24 protein-coding genes are annotated in these 25,170 nt (G+C 39.2%); 22 read left to right on the top strand and 2 right to left on the bottom strand.

Going from position 1 to position 25,170, the window contains the following annotated elements:
* Positions 1–3: 3 nt before the first annotated feature.
* On the bottom strand, positions 4–135 hold the full coding sequence (locus AWM68_RS20970; RefSeq protein WP_082820577.1) for a YqzM family protein: 132 nt from the start codon (positions 133–135) through the stop codon (positions 4–6).
* 288 nt (positions 136–423) lie between these two features.
* On the opposite strand from AWM68_RS20970, the gene holA reads away from it, so the two are divergent.
* The gene (holA, locus tag AWM68_RS04600; protein WP_066237686.1) at positions 424–1,449 is read left to right on the top strand and encodes a DNA polymerase III subunit delta; all 1,026 of its coding nucleotides are present in this window, start codon (positions 424–426) and stop codon (positions 1,447–1,449) included.
* Between the two features lie 291 nt (positions 1,450–1,740).
* On the opposite strand, the gene rpsT is transcribed toward holA, so the two are convergent.
* Positions 1,741–2,007, bottom strand: a complete 267-nt coding sequence (rpsT, locus tag AWM68_RS04595; RefSeq protein ID WP_066237684.1) for a 30S ribosomal protein S20 — start codon at positions 2,005–2,007, stop codon at positions 1,741–1,743.
* A 158-nt stretch (positions 2,008–2,165) separates the two neighbouring features.
* Between rpsT and gpr the strand changes: the two genes are divergently transcribed.
* From gpr to AWM68_RS04490, 21 genes are all read left to right on the top strand, one after another.
* Entirely contained in the window at positions 2,166–3,275 is a 1,110-nt protein-coding gene (gene gpr / locus AWM68_RS04590; RefSeq protein WP_066237681.1) for a GPR endopeptidase, read from the top strand.
* A 71-nt stretch (positions 3,276–3,346) separates the two neighbouring features.
* Complete coding sequence (locus AWM68_RS04585; protein ID WP_066237677.1) at positions 3,347–3,697, top strand: DUF3679 domain-containing protein; 351 nt, start codon at positions 3,347–3,349, stop codon at positions 3,695–3,697.
* A gap of 522 nt (positions 3,698–4,219) precedes the next feature.
* Complete coding sequence (gene lepA / locus AWM68_RS04580; protein WP_066237675.1) at positions 4,220–6,055, top strand: translation elongation factor 4; 1,836 nt, start codon at positions 4,220–4,222, stop codon at positions 6,053–6,055.
* A 73-nt stretch (positions 6,056–6,128) separates the two neighbouring features.
* On the top strand, positions 6,129–7,274 hold the full coding sequence (hemW, locus tag AWM68_RS04575; RefSeq protein WP_066237672.1) for a radical SAM family heme chaperone HemW: 1,146 nt from the start codon (positions 6,129–6,131) through the stop codon (positions 7,272–7,274).
* Between the two features lie 80 nt (positions 7,275–7,354).
* Positions 7,355–8,380, top strand: coding sequence for a heat-inducible transcriptional repressor HrcA (hrcA, locus tag AWM68_RS04570; protein ID WP_066237670.1), 1,026 nt, complete (start codon positions 7,355–7,357; stop codon positions 8,378–8,380).
* A gap of 26 nt (positions 8,381–8,406) precedes the next feature.
* The gene (grpE, locus tag AWM68_RS04565; protein WP_066237668.1) at positions 8,407–8,979 is read left to right on the top strand and encodes a nucleotide exchange factor GrpE; all 573 of its coding nucleotides are present in this window, start codon (positions 8,407–8,409) and stop codon (positions 8,977–8,979) included.
* A gap of 31 nt (positions 8,980–9,010) precedes the next feature.
* Complete coding sequence (gene dnaK, locus AWM68_RS04560) at positions 9,011–10,846, top strand: molecular chaperone DnaK (RefSeq protein WP_066237664.1); 1,836 nt, start codon at positions 9,011–9,013, stop codon at positions 10,844–10,846.
* Positions 10,847–11,017: 171 nt separating this feature from the next.
* Positions 11,018–12,130 (top strand): molecular chaperone DnaJ, encoded by a 1,113-nt coding sequence (gene dnaJ / locus AWM68_RS04555; RefSeq protein WP_066237662.1) that lies wholly within the window; start codon positions 11,018–11,020, stop codon positions 12,128–12,130.
* Positions 12,131–12,458: 328 nt separating this feature from the next.
* Positions 12,459–13,400, top strand: coding sequence for a 50S ribosomal protein L11 methyltransferase (gene prmA / locus AWM68_RS04550; RefSeq protein WP_066237660.1), 942 nt, complete (start codon positions 12,459–12,461; stop codon positions 13,398–13,400).
* Positions 13,401–13,420: 20 nt separating this feature from the next.
* Entirely contained in the window at positions 13,421–14,173 is a 753-nt protein-coding gene (locus tag AWM68_RS04545; protein WP_066237657.1) for a 16S rRNA (uracil(1498)-N(3))-methyltransferase, read from the top strand.
* A 5-nt stretch (positions 14,174–14,178) separates the two neighbouring features.
* Complete coding sequence (gene mtaB / locus AWM68_RS04540; protein ID WP_066237654.1) at positions 14,179–15,531, top strand: tRNA (N(6)-L-threonylcarbamoyladenosine(37)-C(2))-methylthiotransferase MtaB; 1,353 nt, start codon at positions 14,179–14,181, stop codon at positions 15,529–15,531.
* Between the two features lie 200 nt (positions 15,532–15,731).
* On the top strand, positions 15,732–16,406 hold the full coding sequence (gene deoC / locus AWM68_RS04535) for a deoxyribose-phosphate aldolase (protein WP_066237652.1): 675 nt from the start codon (positions 15,732–15,734) through the stop codon (positions 16,404–16,406).
* 145 nt (positions 16,407–16,551) lie between these two features.
* Positions 16,552–16,725 (top strand): 30S ribosomal protein S21, encoded by a 174-nt coding sequence (gene rpsU, locus AWM68_RS04530; protein ID WP_066237650.1) that lies wholly within the window; start codon positions 16,552–16,554, stop codon positions 16,723–16,725.
* A gap of 20 nt (positions 16,726–16,745) precedes the next feature.
* The gene (locus AWM68_RS04525) at positions 16,746–17,189 is read left to right on the top strand and encodes a GatB/YqeY domain-containing protein (RefSeq protein ID WP_066237639.1); all 444 of its coding nucleotides are present in this window, start codon (positions 16,746–16,748) and stop codon (positions 17,187–17,189) included.
* A gap of 176 nt (positions 17,190–17,365) precedes the next feature.
* Positions 17,366–18,694, top strand: a complete 1,329-nt coding sequence (locus AWM68_RS04520; protein WP_231868368.1) for an NfeD family protein — start codon at positions 17,366–17,368, stop codon at positions 18,692–18,694.
* A gap of 15 nt (positions 18,695–18,709) precedes the next feature.
* Positions 18,710–19,720 (top strand): flotillin-like protein FloA, encoded by a 1,011-nt coding sequence (gene floA, locus AWM68_RS04515; RefSeq protein ID WP_066237637.1) that lies wholly within the window; start codon positions 18,710–18,712, stop codon positions 19,718–19,720.
* Between the two features lie 2 nt (positions 19,721–19,722).
* Positions 19,723–20,139: a hypothetical protein gene (locus AWM68_RS04510; RefSeq protein ID WP_066237633.1), complete on the top strand. Its 417-nt coding sequence runs from the start codon at positions 19,723–19,725 to the stop codon at positions 20,137–20,139.
* 183 nt (positions 20,140–20,322) lie between these two features.
* Complete coding sequence (gene yqfC, locus AWM68_RS04505) at positions 20,323–20,604, top strand: sporulation protein YqfC (protein WP_066237630.1); 282 nt, start codon at positions 20,323–20,325, stop codon at positions 20,602–20,604.
* Between the two features lie 23 nt (positions 20,605–20,627).
* Complete coding sequence (gene yqfD, locus AWM68_RS04500; protein ID WP_066237627.1) at positions 20,628–21,818, top strand: sporulation protein YqfD; 1,191 nt, start codon at positions 20,628–20,630, stop codon at positions 21,816–21,818.
* Positions 21,819–21,823: 5 nt separating this feature from the next.
* The gene (locus AWM68_RS04495) at positions 21,824–22,786 is read left to right on the top strand and encodes a PhoH family protein (protein WP_066237625.1); all 963 of its coding nucleotides are present in this window, start codon (positions 21,824–21,826) and stop codon (positions 22,784–22,786) included.
* A gap of 248 nt (positions 22,787–23,034) precedes the next feature.
* A complete protein-coding gene (locus tag AWM68_RS04490) occupies positions 23,035–25,155 on the top strand; it encodes an HD family phosphohydrolase (RefSeq protein ID WP_066237623.1) in 2,121 nt (706 codons plus the stop codon).
* Positions 25,156–25,170: the final 15 nt, after the last annotated feature.

Below are 25,170 nucleotides of genomic sequence, written 5' to 3'. Positions count from 1 at the left end.
GTATTATGCAATTGCTTTTAGAATGACTCCGATGGCAAAAATAACTGTAAAAAATCCAAATGATACAACAAAGCCCATACCGGAATCTATAAGGTCGTTACGCTTGCTCTGTACATCTTTCTCAAAATGGTTCATGTGACAACCCTCCTAATCCATCCTTAGTATACGTTATCATTTTTAAAAAATCCATACTGAAAATGCTTTCTTTTCTTGCTTTTATCAAAAACTTACCAGAGATGAGATTCGTTGTCACCAATAATATAAAAATGCATAGGATATCCTAATTAAAGCTAACCGTAAACGATATGCTCGTTTAGGTGTTAGTGTTTATCATAAATGAAGGAACGGGCTTATGGCTCTGTTCCTTCTTTTGCTTGCAAATGCCGTTCGTTCACCATAGGATTATAATGAGAGGTGAAATAGGTGCTAACAGTTGAATCATTAAAAAAGAGAGTTAAAAATAAAGAATTGTCTCCGATCTATCTCATTTGGGGAACAGAGCTTTATTTAGCAGAGAATGCTATAGAAACGATAACAAGCCTCTTGTCTCCTGACGAGAAGGACTTTAATTTGAGTGTACATAATTTGGATGAGATCTCCGTTCAAGAAGTAATTGAAGATGCAGAGACGATGCCTTTTTTAGGAGACCGCCGAGTTGTAGTGATGAAAAACGCAGCATTTTTAACTGCTGCGAAAGAAAAGACAAAAATAGAACACGACTATAAAATATTTGAACATTACATACAAAACCCAGCGGATTATACGATCTTAATTATTGTTGTACCCTATGAAAAGCTGGATGAACGTAAAAAGATTGTTAAACAGCTAAAAACACAGGCAGAAGTCATACAAGTGTCCAAGCTTAGCAATGATACTGCTGAGAAATGGCTTCAGAAAGAGGCTGTGAGTTTAGGGGTTTCTATAGACGGGGAAGCCACTCAGCTTCTTCTTTCTAGGCTGGGAACACATATGGCTGTATTGGCAAAAGAGTTGGAAAAAATGGCTCTCTTTGTTGGCGAAAATGGTGTGATTTCGAAAGACACAGTGGAAAATTTGGTTGCAAGAACACTTGAGGATGATGTGTTTGGCCTTGTCGATCATGTTGTTCATAAAAGAACAGAACAAGCGCTAAGAAGTTTTTATGACCTTATGAAACAGAATCAGGAGCCCATCCAGATTCACGCATTAATCACGAGGCAGTTTCGAATGATTAACGGAGTAAAAGAGCTTCAAAAGAAAGGATATGGCGAGAAGCAGATTGCGTCATCATTAAAATTACATCCATACGCTGTAAAACTTGCTTCAAAACACGCTAAACGTTATGATGAGGCTTTTTTAAGGAATTGTCTGAATAACTTTGCAGACACAGATTATAAGTTAAAAACAGGTCAGATGGACAAAACACTATTATTAGAGCTAGAGATTGTAGCACTATCTCAAGGTTCATAGGAGCGAAAACGAAATACTGTAGCAAACCCCTTTCCAAAATGGAAAAGGGGTTTTTTAGTTAGTGCTTAGAGAGATTACTTCATTTCTTCTAAGAATTAAGCGATTTAATAAATGATTAAGCGATTCTGTTATGAGATTAAGCGATAATACCAAAATAAAGGCGATTCTACATTTTTAGACAAACAAAAAAGCCAGCAAATGCTGGCATTCATTACACTTTAAAATTAAAATCTGCAAAATAAAAAAACGACCTATTGGTGTAAGGCCGTTTTTCAGGTTTCATCCTTCAATTTATGCGTTAACACCGTTTAAAGCCTTAGCAAGACGAGACTTTTGGCGAGAAGCTGCATTTTTGTGGATAAGTCCTTTGTTTGCTGCTTTGTCAATCTTCTTAGAAGCAGTAACAAAAGCTGCTTGAGCACCTTCTGCATTGTTTGAAGCTGCTAGAACTTCAAAGTTTTTGATTGCAGTACGCATGCCAGACTTAAGTGAAGCGTTGTGAGCACGACGCTTTTCGTTCGTTTTTACACGTTTAATCGCTGATTTAATATTAGCCAATCCATTCACCTCCCTAAATGAACCATGAGCAACAAAATTACTTTCCGTTGCAAAAAATAGGACACAAAGTATTCTATCAAAATCGCCCTTTAAATGCAATACAAGAATGAAAAGGATGAGTTGCGGCAAAAATACATGATAAAGGATGGTGGTAGATTATGGGTAAAGATTTAGATCTACAAGCCTATTCAGTTCGAACTGATCTGGCGATTGAAGCTCACGATATGCTGTTAAAAGAAGATGCGGCCGTTAATAAAAGTACTCTTGAGGGTGTCATTATACATGAAAAAGACAAAGATGGTATCAAGTGTGTACGAGTAGAAATTGATGAGAAGGGTGCAGAAACAACCGGTAAAAAAGCAGGTGTGTATGTAACTTTTGAAGTACAAGGAATTCGTGAAAAAGATTCGAAGCTCCAAGAGAGGGTTCAAGAAGTTTTTGCGCATGAATTCAATCAGTTTTTAAGTGAACAAGGTGTAAAAAAAGATGATACCTGCTTAGTCGTTGGTCTAGGCAACTGGAATGTGACACCTGACTCACTAGGTCCTCTTGTTGTTGAGAACTTAACGATTACAAAACACCTTTTTGAATTAGCTCCTGAAAACGTTGAAGAAGGATTCAGGCCTGTATGTGCGATCTCTCCGGGAGTAATGGGGATTACAGGAATTGAAACTAGCGATATTATTGATGGCATCGTAAAAAGGGTGAACCCTGATTTTGTAATCGCTATTGACGCTTTAGCATCACGTTCGATCGAGAGGGTAAACGCTACGATCCAAGTATCTAATACGGGTATCCATCCGGGTTCAGGTGTCGGGAATAAACGTAAAGAGTTGAGCAAAGAAACATTGGGAATCCCAGTTATATCAATAGGTATTCCTACGGTTGTTGACGCAGCAACCATTACGAGTGATACGATCGATTTTATCTTAAAACACTTCGGGCGGGAGATGAAGGAGAAAGACAAGCCTTCAAAATCTTTATTGCCTGCTGGCATGACATTCGGAGAAAAGAAAGTATTAACCGATGATGACATGCCTGAAGAAGGTCACCGAAAATCGTTTTTAGGTATTGTCGGTGTGTTAGAGGATGATGAGAAGTTGCGATTGATCCGTGAAGTTTTAGCACCTCTTGGACATAACTTGATGGTTACGCCAAAGGAAGTGGATGTATTTATAGAAGATATGGCGAACGTCCTAGCCAATGGGTTAAATACAGCTCTTCATGGTGAAATTGATCAAGGAAATACATCCTCCTATACACACTAAGTTCTATAGTCATGTTTGGACAAGCTTGTGCATAAATTTAAATTGTATATTCCCACGCGGAGGAAAAAATCATGGCAAAATTTATGTTAAAGTGTTTCGGACTGGTAATTATCCTGTTATTCGGAGTCTTATTTGGTATTCAGAAAGCACACTTTGAGATGAATGAATTAAAGTCACCATCTCAAAAGAGTATCGAATCATTAACAACAACAGCACAAGAACAATCTAAAGCAACTGATGCCGAGGCTGTAACGAGTCATGATATTAAAACAAAACAAGAGACATTAAATAAAATTGACTCATTTAATGTGTTTTCTGCACTAGGTCAAAATCTGACCTCTTGGATTTCTTCAGCTTTTAGTGTCATGATCTCTGTTTTCGGCATCATTATACAAGAGATGTTAGCTGTTTTTTCGCCATAAGAACCATAAAGGACTCTCTCCTTTAGAGGTTCTTTTTGTTTGGCTTACTTCTAAAAAATTGTAACTTAGAGGGTGATTTTGAGATCTGCATCCATTGCTAGGTTGATTCGAGCGCAATTCATGCGACGAGGAAGCTCGCTACGTCAACCTTAACTTGTAGACGCAGGAGCAGGATACTTCTTGAGAAGCTTCTCGCAAGACATGCGACGAGGAAGCTCGCTACGTTAGCCTTAACTTGTAGACGCAGGAGCAAGGATACTTCCTTGAAAGCGGGCAGGTGAGACACTTAAGCCGTACAAATGTGGCTCACCGCCTGCACCAAGGATAGCAAGCATCCTAGTGCGGAAATCAACACTTTCAAACACACAAGGATGTTTCCCAATACAGCTTTTTTAAATGGCCTTTTATTTAATTATCAACAACTGTTAATTGTATTTTTTGAGGTTGTGATTGAAACAGGTATCTTGTATTGCTATAATCAAAGCTAGTGACTTTTCCTAAAATTGTAGGAGTGAACGTATAATGAACAGAGAAGAAAAATTAAAAAGACAAGCTAAAATACGAAACTTTTCCATCATTGCTCATATTGATCATGGGAAATCTACTTTAGCTGACAGGATTTTAGAAGAAACAAGTGCTCTAACACAGCGTGAGATGAAAGAACAGCTGTTAGACTCTATGGATTTAGAACGTGAACGTGGAATTACGATTAAATTAAATGCCGTGCAGCTTCAATATAAAGCAAAAGATGGTGAGATTTATACGTTCCACTTGATTGATACACCGGGACACGTAGATTTTACATACGAGGTGTCGAGAAGCTTAGCAGCATGTGAGGGAGCACTGCTTATCGTTGACGCTGCCCAAGGGATTGAAGCACAGACGCTCGCTAACGTATACTTGGCTCTTGAGAATGATCTAGAGATCTTGCCGGTTATCAACAAGATTGACCTGCCGAGTGCAGAGCCAGAGCGCGTCCGTCAGGAAATTGAAGATGTAATCGGATTGGATGCATCTGAAGCAGTACTTGCTTCAGCAAAAGCGGGTATCGGAATTCAAGACATCTTAGAACAGATTGTTGAGAAGGTTCCTGCACCGCCGGGAGATCCAGAAGGGCCGCTTAAAGCACTTATCTTCGACTCTCTTTATGACCCATATAGAGGCGTAGTTACCTATATACGTGTGGCAGAAGGTACAGTTAAGGTCGGCGATAAAATTAGAATGATGGCAACTGGAAAAGAGTTTGAAGTGCTTGAACTTGGAGTATTCACTCCTAAAGCGGTTCAAAAAGACTTTTTAACAGTTGGGGATGTTGGTTTCTTAACCGCATCTATTAAAAACGTTGGAGATACACAAGTTGGTGATACGATTACTAGTTCCGTAAAAGGGGCAACAGAGCCACTTCCAGGTTATAGAAAGATGAACCCAATGGTTTATTGCGGACTATATCCAGTAGACACGGCAAAATATAACGATCTTCGTGAAGCATTAGAACGACTTGTTTTGAATGATTCTGCTCTTCAATATGAGCCAGAGACATCTCAAGCCCTTGGATTTGGATTCAGATGCGGATTCTTAGGACTCCTTCACATGGAGATCATTCAGGAGCGTATCGAACGTGAATTTAACATTGATCTTATTGCAACGGCGCCTAGTGTTATTTATAACGTTACGATGACGGACGGGGAAAAAATAATCGTTGATAATCCAGCGAATATGCCGGAAGCACAGAAGATTTCTGTTGTTGAAGAGCCATATGTAAAAGCTTCAATCATGACACCGAACGATTATGTTGGGACAATTATGGAGATCTGCCAAAAGAAACGCGGAATCTTCATGACGATGGATTATTTAGAAAACAATCGCGTAAACGTTCTTTACGAGATTCCGCTTTCTGAGATTGTTTATGATTTCTTTGATCAGTTAAAATCAAGCACAAAAGGGTACGCATCTCTTGACTATGAGTTGATCGGTTATAAACCATCAAAGCTGGTTAAAATGGAAATATTGCTGAACAATGAAAAGATTGATGCGTTGTCTGTAATCGTTCATAAAGACTTTGCATATGAACGCGGTAAAGTTGTCGTTGAAAAACTAAAAGAGTTGATTCCGCGTCAACAGTTTGAAGTGCCAATACAAGCTGCAATCGGTCAGAAGATTGTTGCTCGTTCAAACATCAAGGCGTTAAGAAAGAACGTTTTAGCCAAGTGTTACGGAGGGGATATCTCACGTAAACGTAAGCTACTCGATAAGCAAAAAGAAGGTAAGAAACGTATGAAGACAATTGGTCGAGTAGATGTTCCTCAAGAAGCGTTTATGGCCGTTCTTCGTATGGATGATTCCAACAACAATAAATAAAAGATTTTATAAGACCGCAAAGGCAATTTTAGCGGTCTTTCCTATATTTTGAGAAAAAAAGGCGGTGAACATCGTGCTGAAAGCGGCATACCTTCATATTCCATTCTGTGTTCAAATTTGTCACTATTGTGATTTTAATAAGATTTTTATTCATCAACAGCCAGTAGATGAGTATTTAATGTCTATGAAAAAAGAGATGGTGAATACGACGTCCAGATTTAAGGATTATGAGATGGAAACGATTTTTGTAGGAGGGGGAACGCCAACCTCTTTAAGTGAAAAGCAACTGGAAACCTTTTTAAATGATGTAAACGTGGTGCTGGGAAACAAAAACGTGAAAGAATTCACAGTTGAGGCAAATCCAGAACAAACAACAAAAGAAAAAATAGCAGTTTTAAAAGATAATGGTGTTAACAGGCTGAGTATAGGCGTACAGGCCTTTCAATCCTCTTTATTAAAAAAATTAGGCAGAACACACAACAGGGAAGATGTGTATTCAACTGTTGCTGATTCTAAAGCAGCTGGCATCCACAATATGTCGATCGATTTGATGTTTGGTTTGCCAGGGCAAACGATGGATATGTTTAAGGAGTCAGTAGATGAGGCACTGGCACTTGATGTCCCGCATATTTCCTCTTACTCATTGCAGATTGAAAAGAAAACGGTATTTTATAATTTAGCCCAAAAAGGAAAGCTCGTTTTGCCAGAGCAAGAGCTTGAAGCAGCTATGTACGAATATCTAATAGAAACCCTTGAAAAAAGAGGATATAAGCAATATGAAATCAGCAATTTTGCGATCCCAGGGTTTGAGAGCAAGCATAATCTCCAATACTGGAATAATAACGAGTATTTTGGAATCGGTGCAGGGGCTCATAGTTATGTTGAGGGTACAAGACGAAGAAATGCGGGTCCACTAAAACAATATATGAAATTAATTGAGGAACATGGTTTTCCTTATATTGAAGAACATATAGTTCCTTTATCTGAAAAGATGGAAGAAGAAATGTTCATGGGCCTTCGAAAACAGGAAGGAGTTTCTGACGAGACCTTCCTTAATCGCTATGGCGTATCAATGTTTGACGTTTACAGAGAGCCGATTAGAAGATTGATTCAAAAAGGATGGCTTGAAAAAAGGAAGGATACTCTTTCTTTAACAAAAGATGGTATTCCATTAGGGAACGAAGTCTTTCAAGAATTTATTGGTGTAGTTTTAGATTGACAACAAAGAGTACCTTTTGGTAACTTATATTATAGATTTAGCACTCGCTCTTCATGAGTGCTAACAAATGGGGTGATGGTATGTTAACGGAACGTCAACTCTTTATTCTGCGTGTTTTAATAGATGATTATATTAAGCATGTTGAGCCTGTAGGTTCCCGTACGATCTCTAAGCGAGAGGACATTACCTACAGTCCTGCAACCATTCGGAATGAACTTGCGGATTTGGAGGATCTTGGATTCTTAGAAAAAACCCATACATCATCTGGTAGAATACCTTCTGAAAAAGGTTATCGGTTTTATGTAGATCATCTTCTACCTTCTCTTTTCATGGAAGAAAATGAGATGGGACATTCTGAATTTTTATTTACCGAAAAGGTTCAGGAGGCAGAAGCGTTATTTGATCAATCAGCTAAAATTCTATCAGATATGACCAATTATACTTCTGTTGTTTTAGGGCCAAACGCCCTTGACATGAAGCTTAAGAACATGCAGATTATTCCGATATCAGCGCAGATGGCTGTTGCTATATTTGTAACGAACACCGGACATGTTGAAAACAGACAGATTGTTCTTCCTGATACGATCGAACCATCCGATCTTGAGAAGCTCGTTAATATTCTAAACGATAGACTTGCTGGTGTTAGATTGATAGAGCTGAATACACGTATAAAAAAAGAACTATCAGCTGTGTTTAAAAAACACCTTCGAAATGATTTGAATATGGGTGTTTTCCTAGATCAGCTTCTATTATGGAGCAAGAAAGAAAAGCTTTTTTATGGCGGGAAAACAAATATGTTATCTCAGCCGGAATTCCGTGATCTTGATAAGGTTAGGCCGCTTCTCGACTTTTTGGAAACGCGAGATCTTATGGAGAAGCTTGTTTCCTCTACTGATAAGGGACTAACTATTAGAATTGGTACTGAAAATGAACATGAAGCTATGAAAAACTGCAGTGTGATAAATGCTTCCTATACCATGCATGGTAAACATATAGGAACAATTTCATTGATTGGTCCAACAAGAATGGAATACAAGAAAGTTATTTCACTGCTAGATTCGTTATCCAAAGAAATGACAAACCGGTTAAACGGTTTTTCTAAATAAGTGTATTCGTATAGGGAGGTGAAAGCATGAACAAAGAGGACATCACACAAGATCAATCACAAATAGATGTGAATGAAGAAGTGACGGAAACGGAAGAAGTTGTAGAAGAATCTTCAGAAACTTCAACTGAGGACACTCTTAGCGATGAACAGCAACGTATCTCAGAATTAGAAGCAAAACTTGAGGAAGCTAGTCAAAAAAATCTTCGCTTGCAAGCGGATTATGATAATTTCCGTCGCCGTACAAGAGAAGAACAGGCTGCGAGCCTTAAATATAAATCTCAAAGTCTTTTAGAACAGTTATTACCTGCACTCGATAACTTTGAGCGTGCTTTGAAGACTGAAGCTACGAATGAGCAAACCAAGACATTAATTCAAGGAATGGAAATGGTTTATCGTCAGTTGGCAGACGCACTGAAACAAGAAGGTCTGACAGAGATTCCGTCAGTCGGTCAAACATTTGACCCGAATCTGCACCAAGCTGTTATGCAAGTAGAGGATTCTGAATTTGAATCCAACACGGTTATTGAGGAATTGCAAAAAGGGTACATGTTAAAAGATCGAGTAATTCGACCAGCGATGGTAAAAGTAAACGCATAAAAACTACATATGTATGATGGAGGGAAAAAACATGAGTAAAATCATCGGTATTGACTTAGGTACTACAAACTCTTGTGTAGCTGTTATGGAAGGTGGAGAAGCGGTAGTTATTCCTAACCCGGAAGGAAACCGTACAACACCATCAGTAGTAGCATTCAAAGATGGAGATCGTTCAGTAGGGGAAGTAGCAAAGCGTCAGGCTGTAACGAACCCGAATACAATCATGTCGATCAAACGTTATATGGGAACTGATCATAAAGAAACAGTTGAAGGTAAAGATTACACGCCTCAAGAGATCTCTGCGATCATCTTGCAAAAGTTAAAGTCTCATGCAGAAGACTATCTTGGAGAAAAAGTTGAAAAAGCGGTTATTACAGTACCTGCTTATTTTAATGATGCACAGCGTCAAGCAACTAAAGATGCTGGACAAATCGCAGGACTTCAAGTTGAGCGTATCGTAAACGAACCTACTGCAGCAGCTTTAGCTTACGGTCTTGAAAAAGACGAAGATCAAACGATCCTAGTATTTGACCTTGGTGGTGGTACGTTTGATGTATCTATCCTTGAGCTAGGCGATGGTTTCTTTGAAGTAAAAGCTACTTCTGGAGATAACAAGCTAGGTGGAGATGATTTTGACCAAGTAATCATCGACCATTTAGTTAGCGAATTTAAAAAAGAGAACGGCATTGACCTTTCTCAAGATAAAATGGCACTTCAGCGTTTGAAGGATGCAGCTGAGAAAGCGAAGAAAGATCTTTCAGGTGTAACATCTACTCAAATCTCATTGCCGTTTATCACAGCGGACGCTTCTGGACCTAAGCACTTAGAATTAAATTTAACACGTGCGAAGTTTGAAGATCTTTCTTCTGAGTTAGTAGAGCGCACGATGGGACCTACTCGCCGAGCACTTCAAGATGCTGGAATGTCACCTTCTGACCTTGATAAAGTAATTCTTGTTGGTGGATCTACTCGTATCCCTGCTGTGCAAGAAGCAATCAAGAAGTTCACGGGTAAAGAACCTCATAAAGGTGTAAACCCTGATGAAGTTGTAGCACTAGGTGCAGCTATTCAAGGTGGAGTGCTTGCTGGTGATGTTAAGGATGTTGTCCTTCTTGATGTAACACCACTTTCATTAGGTATTGAAACAATGGGTGGCGTATTTACAAGATTGATCGATCGCAACACAACGATTCCTACATCAAAATCACAAGTATTCTCTACAGCGGCTGACAACCAAACTTCAGTAGATATTCATGTTCTTCAAGGGGAACGTGAAATGGCAGCACACAACAAGACACTTGGAAGATTCCAGTTGTCTGAAATTCCGCCAGCTCCACGCGGTGTGCCTCAAATCGAAGTAAGTTTTGATATTGATGCGAATGGTATCGTAAATGTGCGTGCAAAAGATCTTGGTACGAACAAAGAACAATCGATCACGATTAAATCTTCAACTGGTCTTTCAGACGAAGAGATCGACCGCATGGTAAAAGATGCAGAAGAAAACGCTGAAGCAGACAAGAAGAAACGTGAAGAAATCGATACGAGAAACGAAGCGGATCAGCTTGTGTTCACGGTTGACAAAACGTTGAAAGATTTAGAAGGTAAAGTTGACGAAGCAGAAGTGAAAAAAGCTGAAGAAGCAAAAGAAAGCTTGAAAAAAGCTCTTGAAGGCAATGATATTGAAGCGATCAAGAAAGAAAAAGACGCTTTGAGTGAAATCGTTCAACAGCTTTCTGTGAAACTCTATGAGCAAGCTGCACAACAAGCCCAAGCTCAACAAGGGGATGCAACAGGACAATCTTCAAGCAAGAACGATGACAACATCGTTGATGCTGATTACGAAGAAGTTAATGACGATAAAAAGTAATTTTTTGCAGATAAAAGTCAAAGTCAGGTCATCTTGACTTTGACTTTTTTTCTGAATAAAGGATAAGAACATCGGGCTAAAGACGTAACAAAAGTGTTGCAGTTTTCGTCTTGAGTCAGGTGGTATTCAATGGTAAGATAACTTTTATGTGAGAATTCGGGAGTGTCCTATATGAGTAAACGAGATTATTACGAAGTACTTGGATTAGATAAAAACGCCTCAGGTGATGAGGTGAAAAAAGCATACCGTAAACTTGCCAGAAAGTATCACCCAGATGTAAATAAAGAGGCAGATGCGGAAACAAAATTTAAAGAAGTAAAAGATGCATATGAAACCCTGAGCGATCCTCAAAAGAAAGCACACTATGATCAATTTGGCCATACGGATCCAAATCAAGGATTCGGTGGTGGAGGAGCCGGTTTTGACGGTTTTGGCGATATATTTGATATGTTCTTCGGCGGTGGCGGAGGAAGACGAAATCCTAATGCTCCTCGCCAAGGGAATGACCTTCAGTACGGACTGCGTCTTTCTTTTGAAGAAGCTGTTTTCGGAAAAGAGACTGAAATTCAAATCCCTACAGAGGAATCATGTGCTACATGTCACGGATCAGGTGCAAAGCCTGGAACAAAACCGGAAACATGCTCGCATTGTAATGGCAGCGGCCAGTTGAACGTTGAACAAAATACACCTTTTGGTCGAATTGTGAACAGAAGAGTATGTAACCATTGCAGCGGAAAAGGAAAGATTATTAAAGAAAAATGTAATACATGTCATGGTGCTGGAAAAGTACGCAAAAACAAAAAGATCTCGGTTAAAGTGCCGGCCGGAGTTGATAACGGTCAGCAGATTCGTATGTCTGGACACGGAGAACCAGGGGTGAACGGTGGACCTGCAGGTGATCTTTATGTCGTGTTCCAAGTGGCAGATCATGAGTTCTTCGAGCGAGATGGAGATGATATACTGTGTGAGATGCCACTAACATTTTCTCAAGCCGCTCTTGGAGATGAGATTGAAGTCCCAACCTTGTATGGAAAAGTTAAGCTGAAGATTCCAGCAGGAACCCAAACAGGAACTCATTTCCGCTTAAGAGGAAAAGGTGTAAAAAATGTTCACGGAAGAGGTCAAGGTGACCAGCATATTCAAGTGAAGGTAGTTACGCCTAAAAATTTAACAGAAAAACAAAAACAGCTGCTTCGTGACTTTTCAGAAATAAGCGGCAGCTTACCTGACGAACAACAGGATGGATTTTTCGATAAAGTAAAGCGTGCGTTTAAAGGCGAGTAAAACCCTTCTAAAATCAAGTGAGTATAATTTCACTTATTTGAAATTATGTGCCTTCTTTAAGTGCTGTATTATTAAAGATTGTTGCTTTCAAATTAATTCCTTATCAGAACTTCATTGAAAAGTTGATTGGAGTGAAGATGCGAGACTCCTGGGGGGGTAGCGGGACAGGTGAGACTCCTATAGCACGAAATGCCGAGGAGGCTCACCGCACGCCCCCCGGAAAGCGAGCGTTCTGAAGCGGAAATCAACTACTTTCAAGAGCAACGGTGATTGCAAAGCAGCTTTCTGTCATTATTTAAAAGCCAAACTAATAAACGGAGTTGATATGATGAAATGGTCAGAGATTAGCATCCACACTACTCAGGAAGCTGTTGAACCAGTATCGAATATTTTACATGAGGCAGGAGCAAGCGGAGTTGTGATTGAGGATGTTGATGACCTCTCTAAAGAGCGTCAATCCGTATTTGGCGAAATCTATCAGCTGAATCCATCTGATTATCCTTCTGAAGGCGTTATTCTAAAAGCGTACTTACCTGTAAACAGTTTTTTAGGGGAAACCGTCGAAGAAATCAAGCAAGCGATAACGAATCTAGTTAAGTACGATATAGATATTGGGGCAAATACGATTTCTATTTCTGAAGTGAATGAAGAAGAATGGGCAACCGCATGGAAAAAATACTACAAACCGGTAAAAATCTCAAAGAGAATCACGATCACTCCTACTTGGGAAGACTACCAGCCTGTAAATTCTGATGAACTTATAATCGAATTAGATCCTGGGATGGCTTTTGGTACGGGAACACATCCTACAACTGTTATGAGCTTGCAAGCCATAGAAAAATACATCAAAGAAGGCGATTCTGTTATTGATGTTGGAACAGGTTCAGGTGTGTTAAGTATCGCATCAGCCATGTTAGGTGCAAAACAAGTTGAAGCATACGACCTTGATGAAGTAGCTGTGAACTCTGCTCGTTTAAATGTGAAGCTGAATAAGGTTCATACAAAAGTTCTCGTAGATCAAAACGATCTCTTAAAAGGCATTGAAGGTCCTGTCGATCTTGTTGTAGGAAACCTTTTGGCTGAAATCATTCTATTATTTGTCGAAGATACAGCAAAAGTATTGAAGCCAGGCGGATACTTTATTACTTCAGGTATCATCCAAGGGAAAAAACGTGATGTGAAAGAAAAGTTAGAACAACAAGGCTTTACTATCGTAGAGGTTCTTGAAATGGAAGATTGGGTAGCGATCGTTGCTCAAAATCAGAAATAAGAAGATAGGAAGTGCGTCTCATGCAAAGGTACTTTGTTCCACGAGATAACTGGAGAGATGACCGCGTAATCATAACAGGCGAAGATGCGAAACACATCTTAAGAGTGATGAGAATGCAAGATGGAGATCAAATCATCTGTTCGGATAACGGCGGTCGCACCTCATTGTGTGAAATCGTGGAGCTTGGCGGTAACATTGTAGAGGTACAGGTAGTAAAAGATGTTGAGACACAAGCTGAAATGCCTGTCTTTGTTACCATTGCACAAGGACTTCCAAAAGGAGATAAGCTTGAGTATATCGTCCAAAAAGGCACAGAACTTGGAGCGGTTTCCTTTTTCCCGTTTGCAGCTGACCGATCAGTCGTTAAATGGGATGAAAAAAAAGCAGTGAAGAAACAAGAACGCCTGGAAAAAATCGCGAAAGAAGCTGCTGAACAGTCTCATAGAAGCAGGGTTCCAGAGATTCAGAAGCCAGGTTCTTTTTCTGATTTGCTAAAAATGGCAGAACAGTATAATATAAAAATCGTTGCGTTTGAAGAAGAAGCAAAACAAAGGGAATCGTCACGGTTTGCTTCTGTACTTAATTCTGCATCTAGGGAAGATTCGATCTTATGTGTTATTGGACCTGAGGGAGGAATCAGTGAAAAAGAAGCGATTTCTCTTCGGGAACACGGGTTTGTATTGTGCGGGCTTGGTCCTAGAATATTAAGGACAGAAACAGCACCATTATATATGTTATCTGCGATTTCTTATCATTTTGAATTAAAGGGGTGATCAATATGCCATCCGTTGCATTTCATACATTAGGTTGTAAAGTAAATCATTACGAAACAGAAGCGATCTGGCAGCTTTTTCAAGCTGAAGGATACGACCGAGCTGACTTCGACAGTACAGCAGACGTCTATGTGATTAATACATGTACGGTTACGAATACTGGTGATAAAAAAAGCAGACAAGTAATCAGAAGAGTCATCCGTAAAAATCCGGACGCTGTTATTTGTGTTACCGGTTGTTATGCTCAGACTTCACCAGCCGAAATTATGGCGATTCCGGGAGTAGATGTAGTTGTTGGAACACAAGATCGTTCTAAAATGCTCTCATATATTCAACAATACAAAGAAGAACGTATGCCGATTAATGGTGTCTCAAACATTATGAAGGCACGTGTATATGAAGAATTAGATGTACCAGCCTTTACTGATCGAACAAGAGCATCATTGAAGATTCAAGAAGGCTGCAATAATTTTTGCACATTTTGTATTATCCCTTGGGCAAGGGGTCTTCTTCGTTCTCGAAAACCAGAAGATGTTCTATCTCAAGCACAGCAGTTAGTTGATGCAGGATACAAGGAAATCGTTCTAACTGGGATCCATACTGCAGGTTACGGCGAAGATATGAAGGATTATTCGTTTGCAAAACTGCTTAATGATCTAGATCGCAATATTTCTGGGCTTAAACGAATCCGTATTTCTTCTATCGAAGCTAGCCAGATTTCAGATGAAGTGATTGAAGTTATGGGGAGATCTGACAAAGTGGTTCCTCACCTTCACATCCCGCTTCAGTCTGGTTCTAATTCAGTTCTGCAAAGAATGAGAAGAAAGTATTCGATGGAAATGTTCGGAGAAAGATTAGATCGCTTGAAAGAGGCCCTTCCAGGTCTTGCGATCACATCAGATGTTATTGTTGGGTTTCCAGGAGAGACAGAAGAAGAGTTTATGGAGACGTATCGGTTCATTGAGAACCATAAATTTATGGAACTTCATGTATTCCCATATTCAAAACGTACAGGTACACCAGCAGCTAAGATGGAGAATCAGGTTCCAGAGGAAGTTAAGAATGAACGTGTTCACAAACTAATTTCATTATCCGACCAATTAGCGAAAGAATACGCTTCTAACTATGAAGATACCGTTGTTGAAGTTATTCCTGAGGAAGCATTTAAAGAGGAAGCTGGAAGCAACCTATATGTAGGATACACGCCAAATTATTTAAAAGTTGTATTTGAAGGCAATGAAGAAATGATTGGTAAATTGGTGAAAGTGAAAATTACCGAAGCTGGGTATCCTTATAATAAAGGTGTTTTCGTAAAACAAGAAGTGGAAGAAATCCTGAAGCAAGCTGTTTCAAGCTAACACCCTAGAGTTCATTCCAGGGTGTTTTTTTTAGGCTGTTTCGTATCCGTTTCGTATGAAATGTTGCTTTTGATATGGAAGCATCAGCCGCAATAATCTTGCCTTTATGTATATAATTATGAAGCGCCTCGATTTCTGTTGAAATATTTGATATGATACAAACGGTGTTTAATTTTTTATTTAAGAAAGGGTTTGTTGAAATGAGCAATTTAAACGTTGCAAGAATGATTGACCACACAGCATTAAAAGCTGAAACTACAAAGAATGAGATCTTAACTCTTTGTGAAGAAGCTAAAAAATATAATTTCTTTTCTGTATGTGTAAATCCTACTTGGGTTTATACGGCGTTTGAACAACTAAAAGGTTCTGATGTGGCGGTTTGTACGGTTATCGGATTCCCTCTTGGGGCAAACACTCCTGAAGTTAAGGCTTTCGAAACAAAAAATGCTATCGAGAATGGTGCTACCGAAGTTGATATGGTTATTAACATTGGAGCTTTAAAAGACGGAAATTACGAACTAGTTGAGCAAGATGTTCGTGCTGTTGTTGAAGCTGCAAAAGGAAAGGCTTTAACGAAAGCGATTATTGAAACGGCTCTTTTAACAGATGAAGAAAAAGTAAAAGCGTGTGAAATCGCTGTAAAAGCTGGAATTGATTTTGTGAAAACCTCAACAGGCTTCTCTACTGGCGGAGCTACAGCAGAAGATATTAAACTAATGCGTGAAACAGTTGGACCAAACATCGGGGTGAAAGCATCTGGAGCGGTTCGTGACCGTGAAACAGCTCTAGCTATGATCGAAGCTGGTGCGACTCGAATTGGTGCAAGTGCAGGGATTGCAATTGTTGAAGGCGGAACATCCACTTCAGATTATTAATACCTGCTTTTGAATAATTACCTGCTCTCTCCGACCAACTTGTTTAAATTAAGTTGACCGTATTGGAAGGATATATTATAATGGCAAAAGATATGTGACGCATCTTTACTTTATGTAAGGGTGGTCTGGAGGGAGGGAAATACAAATGGCAGAAACACGTATTCGCAAGAATGAATCCATTGATGATGCTCTTCGTCGTTTTAAAAGATCCGTTTCCAAAGATGGAACATTGGCTGAAGTTAAAAAGCGCAAGCATTATGAAAAGCCAAGCGTAAAGCGTAAGAAGAAGGCTGAGGCAGCAAGAAAGCGTAAGTTCTAAGCGGGGTGTAAGTAAGTATTATGAGTCTTCTTAACGATTTAAATCAAGATATGAAACAAGCGATGAAGGACAAGAACAAGCAAAAGCTTTCCGTTATTCGTATGCTAAAGGCATCACTTCAAAATGAAGCCATCAAGTTAGGACGCGAATTAAATGAGGAAGAAGAGCTTACCGTTCTTGTACGCGAAATGAAACAAAGGAAAGACTCCCTCCAAGAATTCGAAAAAGCTGGCCGCGATGATCTAGTCGCTGGTCTTCAAGATGAAATTGCTGTTCTTACGCCATACTTGCCAAAACAGCTTACAGAAGAAGAACTGCAAGAAATTGTTGCTCAAACGATTTCTGAAACTGGTGCTGCTTCAAAAGCTGATATAGGTAAAGTTATGGGTGCACTTATGCCGAAAGTTAAAGGGAAAGCCGATGGCGGACTCGTTAACCGTATAGTGCAGCAACAATTATCATAATTGAAAATGACAAACGCTCTGTATACAATACAGAGCGTTTTCTTATTGTATAAGAGGGTTTTAAAGGTTTTGCAAGATCTTTTCGCGGTCAAAGCATGAAGGTATTCATCTAATCTTATCCTTTTTGAAACTTTTCCCACAAAATAACGTAAACTAACAATGAAGGGGGGGGTATTGTGAAAAAGACCCGTTTATTCATATATATGCTTTGTCTCTTTTGGGGTATATATGGTTTGATTTTTTCACAGCATGTTTTCTCTGCTGGAAAGGGAAAGACAGTTACTTTTATTCCAGTGGAACATGAAGTAGAGAGAGGTCTCGAAGCTTTTTTAGAACGCAATATTAAAAAAGCAGAAGAAGATGGTACTGATCATATCGTACTTGAAATCTACACACCAGGAGGCAGAGTAGACGCCGCATTACATATCGCAAAAATCATGAGGGAAACTGAGATTCCGATTACGGCTTATGTCGTTAAGAATGCTTTTTCTGCAGGAGCTTATATCGCTCTTAATGCCGATCAAATAGTTATGAAGCCTTCTACAACCATTGGGTCAGCAGCTGTTATTGATGCTCAAGGAAATGCAGCAGGTCAAAAAGCAGAATCTGCATGGAAGGCAGAAATGCTCGCAGCAGCTGAGCTGAATGACAGAGATCCATTGTATGCAGAAGCCATGGTAGATCCGGACATTGAAATAGAAGAGCTGCATGTAAAAAAAGGAGATCTGCTGACGCTAACAGCAAGTGAAGCTTTAAAGGTAGGTTATGCTGAAAATATTGCACAAGACAGACAAGAGCTTTTAGCGTACTTAAACTTAGAAGATGCCAAAATTTTAGAGTCCAGTCCTACGTTTGCTGATAAGATAGCTCGGTTCGTTACAAATCCAGTAGTGGTACCAATCTTGCTATCTTTAGGCAGTCTAGGTCTTGTTCTAGAATTATATACGCCTGGATTCGGAATTGCAGGCTCAATCGGTGCACTATCACTAATGTTATTTTTTTACGGCCATATGATAGCAGGTCTTGCTGGATGGGAAGCAGTTATATTATTTGGTGTCGGATTAGTTCTCATTATACTGGAGTTATTTCTGCCTGGAGGAATTATGGGCATACTGGGGGTGGTGGCAATGTTAACGGGGTTGATACTCGCAGGTGGTTCACTATCAGGTATTTTAATCGCCATTGCAATCGCGATAGTTGTAACAATCATTGGGTCATACTTCTTCATTAGATCTTTTGGATACAATGGACCATTGAAACGTTTAGTACTCTTTGATTCAACCAGTTCTGAAAAAGGATACCTCTCCCACCAAGAGCGGATAGATCTAACTGGGAGAACTGGTTTAACAGCTACACCACTGAGACCATCTGGAAGTGTAAAAGTTGATGATGAATATCTCGATGTTGTAACAGAGGGATCTTATATTGAGAAAGGTCAACTCGTAAAGATTGTAAAAGTTAGTGGTGGACGTGTCGTCGTAAGATCAGTAGAAAATAATGAATGAATGGAGTGTGTGTGAATGTTAGAATTCGGTTCTATCGCAAGTATTGTTATTATCGGCCTTATTGTTATTGCTTTAGCAGTATTATTTACTTTTGTTCCTGTTATGCTATGGATTTCGGCATTAGCTGCAGGTGTTAGGGTTGGGATCTTTACTTTAGTAGGGATGAGGTTAAGAAGGGTTATTCCGAATCGTGTTGTTAACCCTTTGATTAAAGCTGTAAAAGCTGGGTTAGGTTTGAGTACCAATCAGCTTGAGAGCCATTACCTGGCAGGTGGGAATGTAGACAGGGTTGTAAATGCACTGATTGCCGCACACCGTGCTAACATTGAATTGAGCTTTGAAAGAGCAGCTGCAATCGACCTTGCAGGACGTGATGTACTTGAAGCCGTTCAGATGAGTGTTAATCCAAAAGTAATTGAAACTCCTTTCATTGCGGGTGTAGCCTTGGATGGAATTGAAGTAAAAGCAAAAGCTAGAATTACGGTTCGTGCCAACATCGATCGCCTTGTAGGGGGAGCTGGGGAAGAAACGATTATAGCCCGTGTTGGTGAGGGAATCGTTAGTACGATCGGTTCTTCTGAAACGCATAAAAAAGTTCTTGAAAATCCAGATTTAATCTCTCAAACGGTATTATCAAAAGGGCTGGACGCAGGTACAGCTTTCGAAATTCTGTCCATTGATATTGCGGATATTGATATCGGTAAAAATATTGGGGCTGAACTTCAAACAGATCAAGCTATGGCTGACAAGAATATCGCTCAAGCAAAAGCTGAAGAAAGACGCGCTATGGCCGTTGCTAATGAACAAGAGATGAAGGCAAGGGTTCAAGAAATGAGAGCAAAAGTTGTGGAAGCAGAAGCAGAGGTTCCAATGGCTTTAGCAGAAGCGCTTAGATCAGGAAACATGGGCTTTATGGATTATATGAACATGAAGAATATCATGGCAGACACAACGATGCGTGAATCAATCAGCAAGTTCTCTAATTCAGATAAAGAGAACAACGATGATAAAGGACGGAAGATTTAAAGATGAAAATCTTAGAAGCGATTCTTGAACTGCTGTTTGCGAATATCTTTTTTGTTATTCTGGTTGCAGGTGGGATATTTAGCTTCTTTAAAAGAATGAAAGAAACTCAAAATACCTCAAGGCCAGTGCCTAGTAAACGTGTAGCGGAACAGCCGAAACAAACAGTCTCTCCATTTGGCAGTCCAATACAGCTTGAACATAATGAAATCACTGAGAGTAAAGCTGCAGAGGTCTTAGGCAAGCAATACGAAAGGCCAGCTGCTAAACGACAAGTTAATGCTGCTTCAAATCGATCAAACCGTTACCAAGACAAAGAGGAAGAAATTTTGAGCGGCTTTAAAGTAGATCAACAAGAACTGCAAAAAGCGGTAATCTGGTCTGAGATTCTTTCTAAGCCGAAAGCCCTGCAAAAGCGATAGTGTATTAAACCCGAAAGACTCTTTCGCTTAAGTTGTTTACTAATGGAATGTCGCTATTTGGTTTTTCTCTTCTGATCACCTACTTTAGGAGGAACCATTTAGGCGAAAACAGCGAAACGAAAACAATGAAATAGTGATAGTTTCCCCCCCGCTCTCATAAAAATGGAGAGAGGGGGTTTTTTTATGGGAAAATTGCGGCAGCAAGTAAACAAATGGATGATGCAGAACCTTGAACTACCAGCAGATGTAGTGATGGATTTACCCCGGATCACGATGATTGGACAACTACACATATATATAGAAAACCACAGGGGTGTAAAAGCTTTTTCAAATGAACAACTTACACTCAAATTAAAACAAGGGACTCTCGTTATTAAAGGAAGTGAATTTGTAATCAAAACCATCTTACCTGAAGAAATCCTGCTTGAAGGCACAATATCTTCAGTAGACTTTGGAAAAGAATAACTTTTTGAATAGGGAGGGACATGATGAAAACCAATTGGAATCATATAAAAGGCTATGTAAGGCTTGAAATTATTGGACAAGATTCTAGCTCATTTATAAACACGTGCTTACAATCTGATATACAGATCTGGGATATCCAGCCACTTGATCATAACCGTGTACTCGTTTCTATTTCCATATCTGATTTAAGAAAAGCCAAAGCTATCTTAAAGGAAAATAAATTAAAGATCAGAATTAAGGAAAAGAAAGGTACACCTTTTCTTTTGAAAAAAATGTGGAAGAGAAATGGTTTTATCCTTGGTATGGCCGCTTTTATCTTTGTTCTATTTTTATTATCAAATATGATTTGGAATATAAATGTTACGGGGGCGAATCCTAAGACTGAATATGAGTTAAGAAAAGCCGCTGTTGAAATTGGGGTCACAAAAGGAAAGTTTATCTTCCTTTTGCCAAATGTCAGAGAGATCCAGCGGCAGTTAACCGAAAAGATGGACAATGTCACATGGATTGGTGTCACACAACATGGAACCTCCTATCGATTGGAAGTAGTTGAAAAGGAGATTCCTGAAGCAAAACCGATCACAGGTCCAAGACATCTCGTGGCAACAAAAGAAGCTGTCATTCATTCTGTATTCGTTGAAAAAGGACAACCTATCGTAGGTGTTAACGATTATGTGAAGAAGGGGTCCTTATTGGTTTCAGGGCTTATAGGAAAAGAGAAAAAACCACAGCTCGTAAGTGCAAAAGGAAAGATTTGGGGAGAAGTATGGTATCAGACAGAGGTTGAAGTTCCTTTAAATACTTCTTTTCAAACATATACAGGAAAATACAAAAACAGACACTATGTTTCCTTGTTTGGTCTAAATCTTCCTGTATACGGATTTTCCGATGGAGAATTTAAAGACAAAACGGAAACACTAAATGAAACACCTCTTTACCTAGCGAAATGGAAGATGCCGTTTTCTTATATAAAAAAAGAAGTAAGGGAAACAGATGGGGTCAAACGATCCTACACGAAGGCAGAAGCTATTGAAGTTGGTAAGAAGATGGCAAAGAAAGAATTGGGAAAGAAGTTGCCTGAAGATGCAAAAATTAAAGGTGAAAAAGTTTGGCAACAAAACGTCTCGAATGGTAAAGTAAAATTAACGATGCTCTACCAAGTAATTGAAAATATTGCATCTGAACAACCTATACCTATCCAACAAGGAGAATGAGTAGTTTGTCAGAAACGAAAAGACTTAATTCATTACAACTCGAAAATACGACTGAAGCAGCTTCACTTTTTGGGCCGAACGATGCTTTCTTGAAGGTGATTGAAGACAAGCTCAACGTGAGTATAGTCACTAGAGGGGAAGATATTCTAGTTTCAGGTGAACTCGCTAAAGCAGAAATGGTTGAAGAGACTTTGTTTGTCTTGCTGAAATTGGTGCGTAAAGGAATCAAGATTTCAGAAAGAGACATTGTTTATGCTGTTCAGCTTGCTGAAAAAAATATGCTGGATGAATTAAGTGAGCTTTATGAAGAAGATATTGCAGTTACTGCAAAAGGAAAACCAATCCGTGTAAAGACTCTTGGCCAACGACATTACGTCCAATCCATGAGAAAGCGCGACCTTGTCTTTGGTATAGGTCCTGCTGGTACTGGAAAGACCTATCTTGCGGTTGTTATGGCCGTTAATGCTTTAAAAGAAGGTAAAATGAAGAAGATTGTTCTTACCCGTCCTGCTGTTGAAGCAGGTGAGAGCCTTGGTTTTTTGCCGGGTGATCTAAAAGAAAAAGTAGATCCTTATCTGCGTCCTCTTTACGATGCTCTGCACGACCTTTTAGGGGCTGAACACACGGAAAGGCTGATTGAGCGAGGAACGATTGAAATAGCTCCTTTAGCGTACATGAGAGGCCGTACACTTGATGAAAGCTTTGTTATATTAGACGAAGCCCAAAACACAACACCAGAACAAATGAAAATGTTTATAACGCGTCTTGGATTTGGCTCAAAGATGGTTATTACAGGTGATTTAACACAGATCGACCTTCCTCGTGGAAAGGAATCTGGGTTAAAGGTAACTGAAAAAAGACTCGAAAGCGTAAAAGGAATCGATTTTATATACTTAAAACAACTGGATGTTGTACGTCATCCGCTAGTCCAACGAATTATTGAAGCATATGAAACATACGAAGATTAAGGCCTCTATTTCTATGGAGGCTTTTTTACATGGGGTAAGAAATGGACAAGATGCTAATGAGTAGGAATACAACGCGTTGATACCTTGGAAAACAAATACTTGTAACGAAATCAACCAGTTTAAATCAATATGTAAACTGCCTATTTATGAAAATGATTACTTTTATCTTTTTCTTTTGATAAGTACCATATTTGTACAATTTTTGCTAAGATTAGAATAGGATGTACAAGTTTAAGGAGTGGTATCGCTTGGCCAATTTCAGGCATCTTTTGTCCAATTACTTTCGTTTAAGTGTAGCAACAGTTTCCTTTATTATAATGGGCATTATCTTGTTTTCTTTGTTAGTCAGCAATGTAACCCCAAATGTAGTGGACGTTAATGTTTATGAACGTGCTCCTAGGGATATCCAATCTCCTATCACGATTCCGCTGGAAGAACAAACGGAAGCGAGGAAAAGGCTTGCTGAAGAGAGTGTGAAGAATGAGTATACATTCAACAGAGATCTCGCTTTACTGCAAGCAGAGGCTATGAAGGATTTAATTGACATAGTCATAACGATTAATAAGTCTGAAGAGAAAAAAAGTGAAGATGAAGCTCAATTAACCATGGATCAAAAGCTAGAGCAGATAAAAACAACAATAGATAAATCGGATATCTCTGATGAGACATATACCGCACTTTCAAAAGCGAGTGAGACAGAATTAAACAATATGAAAAATTTGGGACCGGATGTTGTAAATAAGATTCTGTCTAATCCAATTATGGTGGAAGAAGTAGAAGAGGCTAGGAATGAAGCAGTTCAACTGATTCGTGAAAACAGCAACTTGTCCTACTCGTTAAGAAATGCAACCGAAGAAATCACGAGAAGTTTTATCATTGCTAACAGAACATTAGATCCGGAAAAAACGAGACAAAAACGAAAAGAAGCAAGCGATAAAGTAGAAGAGGTTTTCATCAGAGAAGGAGAAGTCCTGGTTAAGAGTGGATCTGTTATTACGCCAGAGGTCTACGATAGGCTGAAAAAGGTAGGTTTATTGGATCAGGAAATGAAAACCTATCCGTATTATGGTCTGTTCCTTTTTGTGCTGATCGTAATGGCTGGTTTGTATTATTTTATGAAAGAAGAGCGGGAGAAGGAACATTTCAGAAAATATGTTACGATTTACGCCTTACTTTTCACGCTTACCCTTGTCGTAATGAAAGTGTTAAGCATTAGCACAGAGCTAGGTCTAACGAGTCTTATGTATGCAGTTCCTGTTGCCGCTGGTGCGATGATGATCAAGATGTTATTTAATGAAGAGCTAGCCGTAGTTTCAACGATTATCTTTGCTTTTAGTGCAGCCTTAATCTTTAACGAACAAACAACAGGGAACTTTAACTTTATTATGAGCATGTATATTTTATTTAACGGAATTTCTGGGATTGTGTTTCTAGGTAAAACACAGCAGCGTTCGAAAATTCTTCAAGCTGGATTTTTCGTATCTTTTATAGCCATCCTAACTGTAGCTAGTGTTCTATTGCTGCAAAACGGTAAGTTTACATCCTTGCAGATCGGACTAGACCTTGGCTGTGCCGCTATTTCGGGGTTTGTAGCTGCTGTTCTTACACTAGGCTTGTTGCCTGTTATTGAGTCTTCTTTTAACATCTTGTCAGTAACCAAACTTATCGAATTATCTAATCCAAATCATCCTATATTACGAAAAGTGCTTATGGAAGCACCTGGTACTTATCACCATAGCATCATGGTAGCGAATCTTTCTGAAGCTGCGTGTGAGTCTATTGGTGCTAATGGACTTTTGGCAAGAGTGGGTTCTTACTATCATGATGTTGGAAAAACGAAACGTCCCCATTTTTTTATTGAGAATCAAATGAATATGGAGAATCCGCATGATAAGATTGCTCCACAGTTAAGTAAGACGATCATTACAGCCCATCCCTATGATGGGGCAGATATGCTTAGAGCAGAAAAAATACCAAAAGAAATTATAGACATAGCTGAACAGCACCATGGAACGACTTTACTAAAATTCTTTTACCATAAAGCTTGCCAACTAACTGATAAGGAAGTAGCTGAATCGGATTTTCGATATCCAGGGCCAAAAGCTCAGAACAAGGAAGTTGCAATTATCGGTATTTCAGATGCGGTAGAAGCGGCTGTTCGATCTCTATCTAAGCCAACACCAGTTAAAATCGACGGAATTATTCGAAAGATAATAAATGATAGACTTGAGGATGGTCAATTCGATGAATGTGATATTACCCTTAAAGAATTGGATACGGTTGCTAAGACGTTGACCGAAACATTAAAAGGGATTTTTCATTCCAGAATAGAGTATCCAGAAGAAACGAAAAAGGTGGAAAAACAATGATCCTACATGTAGAGT

It is taken from the genome of Fictibacillus phosphorivorans (assembly GCF_001619875.1).
Lineage (GTDB): Bacteria > Bacillota > Bacilli > Bacillales > Fictibacillaceae > Fictibacillus > Fictibacillus phosphorivorans_B.
Note: the sequence above shows the minus strand (reverse complement) of the source record. Positions and strands in the feature narration are given on the sequence as shown.